The sequence below is a fragment of the Actinoplanes xinjiangensis genome (genome assembly GCF_003148685.1).
Classification (GTDB): Bacteria; Actinomycetota; Actinomycetes; order Mycobacteriales; family Micromonosporaceae; genus Actinoplanes; species Actinoplanes xinjiangensis.
In genome coordinates this window covers 111877-120221 of the sequence record NZ_QGGR01000028.1, presented here as the reverse complement: position 1 = coordinate 120221, position 8345 = coordinate 111877, and the positions used below count along the sequence as shown (strand labels likewise).

Below are 8345 nucleotides of genomic sequence, written 5' to 3'. Positions count from 1 at the left end.
ACTCAACGCCTTCGACCTCGCCTTCGAAGGACGCCTCACCGCAGGCCGTAACTGACCTTCAACAAATCGAGTTACACCGTTTTCTTGACACTCCCCAGCTCGCGGCGACGATGCGCAGCAGGCGGCGACCGCATAGGCCGCGACTGCATTGGGCAGTTGGACCGGGCCCTGACCATAAGACAGCCCGACCGAAGAAACCAGCCCGGACCGGCGGCTCGCCGTCAGACGAACCGAACGGCACGTCTCTTTGTCAAGACGCCTGCAGTAGAGAGGTGCCGTTCGCATTACGGTCCCGTGTCGGTCGTGATGTCGTGCACGACTACGTTCCGGGCGGTCTGTTCCGTCTCTAACACCCGGCACCAGTAAGAAGAACCACCGCGGCGATGCCTCAGATCCAGGCGACTGTTCCCGATCACAGCGTCAGGGATTGCTGGTTCGAGGGAGTCATGGTGCTGCGGTTCGGTCGTCACGCGTGGTCGGTGTTCCTCGCGGTGAGCGTCCTGGTGGTGGCCGCGTGCTTCCTGGCACCGTGGGAGCCGGTCAAGATGGTCCTGTCGGGGCTGCTCGGTGTCTCCGCGGTGGTCGCCACCGTCGTCGGAGTGGCGCGGCACCGGCCTGCGGTGCGCTGGCCGTGGTACGGCATGGCGACGGGTTGGCTGCTGTTCGCCGCCGGTGACGTCATCTACTGGGTGCAGAGCTCGGTATTGGACCGTGACGTCTTCCCGTCGATCGCGGACGCCTTCTATCTGGGCTCCTACCCTCTGCTCGCCGGGGGCCTGCTCGGCCTGGTGCGGGCGCGCAGGCCGGGCAAGGACCGGCCCGGCCTACTGGACGCGCTGGTACTGGCCACCGGCGCTGCCATGCTGTCGTGGGTCTTCCTGATGGAACCGTACGTTCACGCCAGCGACCTCGACGTTCTGGCTCGCGCGGTGTCACTGGCCTATCCGATGGCCGACCTACTGCTTCTGGCGGTGCTGGTACGGCTGACCACCGGCCGCGGGGATCAGCCGCCGGCCTACCGGCTCTCCGTGGCCGCGATGGTGGCCATGCTTGTCGGCGATGTGGTCTACGGATTCATGGAGCTCACGAGCGGCTACAACGCCGGCGACCCGATCGATGCGGCCTGGATGCTGATGTACGCGTTCGCCGGCGCGGCCGCGCTGCACCCGAGCATGGCCGACATGTCACGGCTGTCGCCGCCGGTGGCTGAGGGCCCGATCGGCGTGCGGCGGCTGATCGCGCTGGCGGCAGCCAGCCTCATGGCACCCGCAGCACTGGTCATCGAATGGCTGCGCGGTACCGAGATCAACATTCCGGTGATCGTGTCGGGTTGCGTGATCCTGTTTCTGCTGGTCATCGCCCGCCTGCACGGCCTGGTGGTGCTGCTGACCGACACCCTGAAATCGACCGAGGTGCAGGCGAGCACCGATCAGCTGACCGGCTTGGCGAACCGCCGGCGCTTTCACACCTGCTGGCAGCAGTCGCTAACCGGTGAGGTGGGCCCTACCGCCTTGCTGTACATCGACCTCGACGGGTTCAAGCCGGTCAACGACAAACTCGGTCATGACGCCGGCGACAACATCCTGCTGGGCGTCGCGGACCGGCTGCGTGGCGTCGTGCGAGCCGGGGATGTCATCGCTCGGCTCGGTGGGGACGAGTTCGCCGTCATTCTGCCCTGGACCGACGACCGCACGGCCGGTGCCATCGCCGAACGCATCGTTCAGGAGCTGGCACAGCCGTTCGAACTCGGTGAACGGACGGTGTACATCGGCGCGAGCATCGGCGTCATCACCGCGGCCCAGGGCGACAACCCCAACGCGCAGCTACGGCGTGCCGACACCGCCATGTACGCCGCCAAAGGTGCCGGACGAGGCCGGGTTCACCATGGCTGATGCCCTATCGCACGGCTACCCGCACGAAGATGAGGTAGCTGCCCCAGAGGTTGACCATGCCGCCGACTGCGGCGGCATCCAGCCCTAACTGAACGGCGTTGGTACTAGCCCGCATCCGGACCTGGGATGAATAGTGAGGCGGGTGAAATCGCCGTGAACACGGGCGGCGCGGTGAGTCACCGGCGCCGTGCCGGGTAGACGTCGGGCATGACTAATCCGCACGACGATCTGAGCAGCATCGCGGACCCGGGATCGATGGACACCGGGGCGATGACCGAACCGGACAACGACCTGCCCGGCGACCTCGACCACGACCACGAGCACTTGGCCGAGAACGGCGGCTCGGGTACGCCGGGGGAGGCGGCCGACAGCCCGGCCGCGCAAGGCAGTCCTATCGGACCGCCGGACTGAGCCATCCGCCTACCTCCTCGGCCACCGGGTGATTCCCGGCCGACCTCAAGCCCCTGGTAGGCGGCCGGGTCCGAGGAGATGGGCGCGCCGATCCGGGAGATCAGTGAGAGCGTCACCCAGGCGAAGCACGTGGCGAATCGTTCCCGAAGGGTTGCGCTGACCGGGCTCCGTTTCGAGGCCGACGTGCTGCTGCTGGCCGCCCTCGACGCCCTTGCCGGCGAGGGCGTTCCCACCCTGCGCGGCAGGCTCGCACGACCGTGCCTGGTTTTCGACAGCGACAACGGCAGCGAAGTGCTACCCGGTGGCGATCCCCCGGGGCGTCCGCCCCGGCGGGGACCGGGGCTACTTTGTTTCGGTCTTGGACCTGGTCGCCGGCTTCCCGCCTGAGCCCTGCGCGTGGAAAGACAGCGCTGCTGTCATCCAGTCCGTGAAGTCCTTCTCCTCGACAAGGGCCGTCTTGTCGACCGTGATCCACCCCTCGCCCATCGAACGGCCCTTGCCCATCTCGGCGCGCGCGGCTCCCGACTTCTCCAAGTGCTGGGCGTCGCTGTCGGGGGAGACCCGGACGAGCAGGTCCGAGCCACCCGCCGAGACACAGACGACCATCCGCTCGTCCACCATGAAGGCGAGCCCCCCGAACATCTTGACCTCGCGGACCTGCCGATCAGCCAACGCGGCCCGGACACGCTCGGCCGTCTCAGAGTCGAACGCCACGACCACTCCTCCTGAGGCGAGTTCCTGTTGTCAGGGAACGTACGTCACCGCCGCTCGCGCGGCCCGCTCCGACCCGCGGCCTGTTGGAAGTGCGGAAGCCGGCATTCTGGTATCGACACTTACCTCATCGGCGCCGACCGAGCGGGTCAGCAAGCTGCCGACGCGGGTTCGTTCGGCAGCTTGATCACGCCGAGACGGACCTTCATGCTGACGCTGTGAGCGACGGTTACATCCGGTTGATCCCTACCGACCAGCGGTGGCAGCCCTCTCCCGAAGCGGCTGCGGCGGCAATGAGTTACGTGGTCCAACTGTTCTCCGGCCCACAAGATGACGTTGAAGAGGTCGAGACAGAGTTCTACGACGAGGTCACCCTGATCGACGCCGGTGATAACACCACCGGGATCACCTGCTCGAACTGTAGCGGTGACATCCACGTGGGCTGGTTCTTCGATCTGATCGAGGAGAAGGGCGAAGCCTTCGGCAACCTCGACTTCGAGGTGCCCTGCTGTGAAACGGTCGTCGCACTGGATTCGCTACGCTTCGACTGGCCAGTCGGGTTCGCCCGTTTCGAGATCTGCGCGATGAATCCCAGCCGCGCCAAGTATGAGCTCGACGACGAAGAACTCGCCGAGGTGGCCGAACTTGTCGGGCATCCCGTCACTCAGATTCTCGCTCACTACTGATCGACAGACGCGGCCGTAATCCGCGCACGGGTTTGCTCAACGGGCGCGCACCACGCGTTTGCGGCGTAGATCGAAGCGCCTCGAACAACCCCCAGCGACTTGATCGCACGCTGATCCTGCTTCCTACGACGCATCCTCAACCAGCGCTGTGATCAGCCTTCCCTGGCCAACGGCGGACGTCTGTCCTGCTCATCGCCCCCAGGCCGACCTTGAACCGGCACCACGGTCGAGGCACCCCCGGTGCCGGCACGCCGGAGGGTGAACCGGCGCACCCCGGCCACCGCCAGCAGGACGACGAGCACCATGCTCAGCGCACCCGCTCCGACCTGGTCGAGGGCGGTCGACAGCCACCTCTGGACCGCGTCGGCGGCCTCGATGACCGGATCGCCGTCAGCGCCACCGCGCAGCACCCGGATCTCGTACCAGCCGTACCAGGCCACATAGGCGCCGGCCGCCACCATCAGAGCGCCGCCCACCCGGGACAGCACCGGAGCGGCACGGCGGACCCGGCGCAGCAGACCGTCGCGGGCCAGCGCAACCGCGACGGCGGCGACAGCGACGGTCAACCCCATCCCGATCGCGTACGCCACGAACAGCGCCACACCGGCACCGTTCGACCCGGCCCGGAAACTGCTGACCACGATCGCCAGGAACGGGCCGATGGTGCACGACAGCGATGCCACCGCGTACGCGGCACCGAACACGGCCATCGACGGCAGCGTCCGCCGGGCAGCGGGGCCACGGGACATCGTCACCGCCAGACCGGGCAGCTGCCGGCCCGCCAACAGCCACCCACCGAGCCCCACCAGCACCAGTCCCACACCGATGGTCACCCACGGCAGGTGCCGCTGCACCGAACCCGCGACCGGTGCGACGGCCAGACCGAACAGCCCGAACACGGCGACGAACCCGGCCGTCATCGCCGCCGTCGTGCTCAGCGCCCGCACCACCGCGGTACCACGCCCGCCGCTGTCACCGGCGATCAGCAGCGACAGGTACGCCGGCAGCAGCGCGAACCCGCACGGATTCACCGCGGCCAGCATCCCCGCGGCCACCGCAAGCGCCAGCGGTGCCTCCGACACCTCAGCCCACCAGCAGCTTGTCGAGCCGGGCCGGCAACCCGGCCGGGTCCAGGCGGCCGGAGGCGGCGACGGCACCCTGGGCGTCGAGCACCACGAACGTGCTCTGCTGCGTCATGCCGAACCGCTGCCACACCACCCCCTGCTCGTCGGCGAGCTGCGGGAACCCGGACAGCTTCGCCAATCCCACGAAGTCACGCATCTCAGCGACCTTGTCGAGACCGGCCACCCCGACCACGGTCGCTTTACCGGCGTAGTCCGCCGCCAGCGCGTTGACCTGTTTCGCCTGCCCCAGACACGTCGGGCACCACGGTGCCCAGAACCACAACACGGCCGGCTTGCCGGCCATACTGCGACCGTCGAACGTGCCACCGTCCAGAGTCGCGACGCTGAATGCGTAACTATCGGTGCCCCCGCTGCTGCCGGCCGGTCCGGGCGGCCGGTCACCGCCGGACGCACCGCACCCGGCCACCGCCAGCACCGCAACCATCATCAGGACCGCGAGTCCCCGGCGAACGCTCATCCGACCCCTCCGTTCATCGGCCGCCACCGTGTCGCACCCGACCCGGCCATCGGCAAGCCAGATCACGTAACGACCGGCGCGCTCTCATCCTCCCCGGAGCAGCGCCACCACCGATATTGCGAAATCCTTACGTCATGACGGCGCGCCTGGACCGCAGGCAGGAGGGGCGTCCCCGGAACTGACCTGGTGGTCGTACCCGCTGCTCGTGGTCGGTGAGCGATGGGAGCACCGGCCGGCGGAGCGAGCGGCATGGACGCGTCTCTCTGCTTCGCGGCCGCAGATGGGGTGGAGATCTTTGCTGGCTGTGCAGGATTCACGACGGGCGGATGAGCTTGAGGCCGGCTTTGGCGTCGCGTGCCGTCGTGTGGTGCGGGTCAGGGCCAGCGTGATGGTGAACGCTGTACATACCGTGAGCAGGGCAGGCAAACCCTTGAGGGCCTCGGCCAACTGGCCCGCAGGGTCACCGACGAGACCGGGGTCCATTCCGGTGATCACTACCGGGTAGGCACCGAACGCGGACGACGGAGGCAGCCCGTACGAACGGTGTACGAGCAGCACGTACACGGTGCAGGTGAGTTCGAGGATGGCCAGCCCGCCCAGCACCATGACCGTCCAGGCGGCGCCGGTCCTCGCCCGTTGCATCAATGCGGCACCGCCTATGGCGAGTACGAACGTGGCGGCACACCAGCACACCGACGACACCAGCGTCGCCGACCACGTCTCACCCACGGCTTCGCCCAGGTAGGGCAGACTCGCCACCGCGATGGTGCCCAGCGCCAGGGCCGTGGGTACGACCAGGATCGGCGTGCCGACGTGCTCCCTGCGCCCGGTTCTGCGGGCCAGCCACACCGTGCCCGCAGCGACCGGCACCACGGAAACGGCGATCACCACGTCCACGAGCCGGTAGCCGACCTGGTAACCGAAACCTTCCACCGCCCCGAGGACGGTGACGGCGATGCCGGCCAGGGCCGCCAGCGCGACTCCGAACACGAGCGGAGCGGCGAGCAGCCCCGCCAGTCTGATCAGGTGTGGACGAGCGTGCGACATGGTCAACGAGGCTCCCCGGTCGGCAAGGGCGCACCACGCCACGTCGGCGAGGTCGCGTCCCGGCGTGGGGGAGTGGGTGAGCAACTCGGTGATCTCGGCGCCGTAGCGGTCGCGGATGCGTCTGGGGTAGAGCGCGAGCACCACGGCGAGAACCCGGCTTCGGTTCGTGGGCATCAGGCGACTGCCAGCCGGCGCAGCCCGGTGCTGGCGACCGTACGCATGCGCTGCAGTTCGGTCTGCAGGGCCGCTCGGCCTATGTCGGTGAGCCGATATGGCTTGCGACGGTCCTGCTCCGGCAACGACTCGATGTAGCCGTGCTCCTCCAGGCGGCGGATCGCGCCGTACAGCGTGCCCGGTCCCGGCCGTTCGTCGGTCAGGGCGGCGATGTCGTCCTGCATCGCATAGCCGTGCTTCGCCCCGTCAGCAAGGCTGACCAGGATGAGCAACGCCGGCTCGGAGAACCTACCGAGTTGAGACAGCCCCGACATATGTGCCTCCCGTTACTACGTAACGCGTAGCATCGCAGGACGTAGTAACGACGTCAAGCCGCATCGTCGGCGGCGACCCGAGCGGCCGGCACATCGACCTCAACGAACGCCAGGTAAGTGTTTGTCTTCCCGCCTGTTTTTGCAGGCAGCGCCGGTATTCGCCTGTGGTCCCGTATCGCTGGCATTCGCTTTACCGTCACGGTGACGGTGACGCGCGCTGCTCGACTATGCGTTTGCGCGGGCCAGGATCCGGATGGCCCGATCGGCCGCGGCTTGTACGCGTACTACCGGGTCTACCTGCAGAAGCACCAGCGCGGGCATCGCGTCCCCGATCGAACGTTTCGCCACTACTTTGGCGGCCATCTCGCGCACCCGCCACGCGTCATCGGTCAATGCCGCTTGCGCGGCTGCGGCGGCCGCCGTGCTGTCATCCCAAGCCCACAGGAGGCCGCGCATTCCCCAGACCCGCAGCCAGTGGAGATCGGCACGGGAAGAACCACAGAGCATTCGCCCCGAAGCAGGGCCACCCAACGCCATGATCAACTCGGCATCACCGTCGTCGCCCTCGACGAGTCCAACGCAACCGGCCACCACAGCGGAGACGCCTCGGCGTGCACACTCGAACTCGATACTGCGTTGGGGAGTCATGCCCCAACGGGAAGCGACCGGCATCCCAGAATCTTCCTACAGACGTACGACACTCCGTCAGTACGGCTTCGCCAGGATGACTCCGCCCAGACGCGCGACATCAGGAACCTGTTAGGCGGCAGCAACGATCCGGACGGCGAAATTACTCGATCTTCCTACATATAGTGCCCCCGTGTGCGCATACGTGCTGATCGCCGAGGACGACGAACTCCAAGCCGAGGTGCTTCGGCGGTATCTGGAGGCCGACGGTCACCGGGCGGCCGTGGTGCACGACGGCCAGGCGGCGCTCGACCACGCGCTGCGTACCGCGCCGGACCTGCTCGTGCTCGACGTGATGCTGCCGGTCCTCAGCGGGCTGCAGGTGTGCCGGCGGCTGCGGCAGCAGTCGGCGGTGCCGGTGCTGATGCTGACCGCGCGCACCGAGGAGGAGGACCAGCTCGTCGGGCTGGAACTGGGCGCCGACGACTACCTGACGAAACCGTACAGCCCCCGGGTTCTCGCGGCCCGGGTCCGCAGCCTGCTGCGCCGCGCCACGGCGGCACCGGATCCCCGCGGTATCCGCCGGGTCGGACCGCTGACCGTCGACCCGGGACGGCACGAGGTCACCGTGGCGGGACGGCGGATCGAGTGCACGCGGGGCGAGTTCGCGATCATCGAGGCGATGAGCGGGCAACCCGAGCGGGTTTTCACCCGTAACCAGCTGCTGGAGGTGAGCAACGGTCTGGACCGGTCCTCCACCCGCCGGGCCATCGACGTGCACATCCTCAACCTGCGCCGGAAGATCGAAGCGGATCCCCAGCAACCCGAACTGCTGGTCACCGTGTACGGCGTCGGATACAAGCTCACCGGCGGCAGGTGAT

General features: G+C 67.9%; 10 protein-coding genes. 4 read left to right on the top strand and 6 right to left on the bottom strand.

Features of this window, described 5'->3' with window-relative positions; all coding sequences use genetic code 11:
- Positions 1-449: 449 nt before the first annotated feature.
- On the top strand, positions 450-1892 hold the full coding sequence (locus tag BC793_RS52520; RefSeq protein ID WP_282959009.1) for a GGDEF domain-containing protein: 1443 nt from the start codon (positions 450-452) through the stop codon (positions 1890-1892).
- A gap of 207 nt (positions 1893-2099) precedes the next feature.
- Entirely contained in the window at positions 2100-2303 is a 204-nt protein-coding gene (locus tag BC793_RS39670; protein WP_109601754.1) for a hypothetical protein, read from the top strand.
- Positions 2304-2645: 342 nt separating this feature from the next.
- Here BC793_RS39670 and BC793_RS39665 read toward each other — a convergent pair whose 3' ends face one another.
- Complete coding sequence (locus BC793_RS39665; RefSeq protein ID WP_203896534.1) at positions 2646-3017, bottom strand: TfoX/Sxy family protein; 372 nt, start codon at positions 3015-3017, stop codon at positions 2646-2648.
- Positions 3018-3232: 215 nt separating this feature from the next.
- Between BC793_RS39665 and BC793_RS39660 the strand changes: the two genes are divergently transcribed.
- Entirely contained in the window at positions 3233-3700 is a 468-nt protein-coding gene (locus BC793_RS39660) for a hypothetical protein (protein WP_146246681.1), read from the top strand.
- Between the two features lie 152 nt (positions 3701-3852).
- Here the strand turns inward: BC793_RS39660 and BC793_RS39655 are convergent, their stop codons facing one another.
- From BC793_RS39655 to BC793_RS49220, 5 genes are all read right to left on the bottom strand, one after another.
- Positions 3853-4782 (bottom strand): cytochrome c biogenesis CcdA family protein, encoded by a 930-nt coding sequence (locus BC793_RS39655; RefSeq protein WP_170167332.1) that lies wholly within the window; start codon positions 4780-4782, stop codon positions 3853-3855.
- 1 nt (position 4783) lies between these two features.
- The gene (locus tag BC793_RS39650; RefSeq protein WP_239170544.1) at positions 4784-5302 is read right to left on the bottom strand and encodes a redoxin domain-containing protein; all 519 of its coding nucleotides are present in this window, start codon (positions 5300-5302) and stop codon (positions 4784-4786) included.
- A gap of 132 nt (positions 5303-5434) precedes the next feature.
- Complete coding sequence (locus BC793_RS39645; RefSeq protein ID WP_146246680.1) at positions 5435-6523, bottom strand: hypothetical protein; 1089 nt, start codon at positions 6521-6523, stop codon at positions 5435-5437.
- Positions 6523-6837, bottom strand: a complete 315-nt coding sequence (locus BC793_RS39640) for a PadR family transcriptional regulator (protein WP_109601751.1) — start codon at positions 6835-6837, stop codon at positions 6523-6525. The genes BC793_RS39645 and BC793_RS39640 overlap by 1 nt, the downstream gene beginning before the upstream one ends.
- A 225-nt stretch (positions 6838-7062) precedes the next feature.
- Positions 7063-7485: a hypothetical protein gene (locus tag BC793_RS49220; protein ID WP_146246679.1), complete on the bottom strand. Its 423-nt coding sequence runs from the start codon at positions 7483-7485 to the stop codon at positions 7063-7065.
- Between the two features lie 172 nt (positions 7486-7657).
- On the opposite strand from BC793_RS49220, the gene BC793_RS39630 reads away from it, so the two are divergent.
- Positions 7658-8344 (top strand): response regulator transcription factor, encoded by a 687-nt coding sequence (locus BC793_RS39630; protein WP_203896535.1) that lies wholly within the window; start codon positions 7658-7660, stop codon positions 8342-8344.
- Position 8345: the final 1 nt, after the last annotated feature.

What these genes read in the sequence shown, in the direction of transcription:
- BC793_RS49220 (WP_146246679.1), bottom strand. Translation starts at nt 7,485, where the DNA reads ATGACTCCCCAACGCAGTATCGAGTTCGAGTGTGCACGCCGAGGCGTC.
- BC793_RS39650 (WP_239170544.1), bottom strand. Translation starts at nt 5,302, where the DNA reads ATGAGCGTTCGCCGGGGACTCGCGGTCCTGATGATGGTTGCGGTGCTG.
- BC793_RS39640 (WP_109601751.1), bottom strand. Translation starts at nt 6,837, where the DNA reads ATGTCGGGGCTGTCTCAACTCGGTAGGTTCTCCGAGCCGGCGTTGCTC.
- BC793_RS39670 (WP_109601754.1), top strand. Translation starts at nt 2,100, where the DNA reads ATGACTAATCCGCACGACGATCTGAGCAGCATCGCGGACCCGGGATCG.
- BC793_RS39645 (WP_146246680.1), bottom strand. Translation starts at nt 6,523, where the DNA reads ATGCCCACGAACCGAAGCCGGGTTCTCGCCGTGGTGCTCGCGCTCTAC.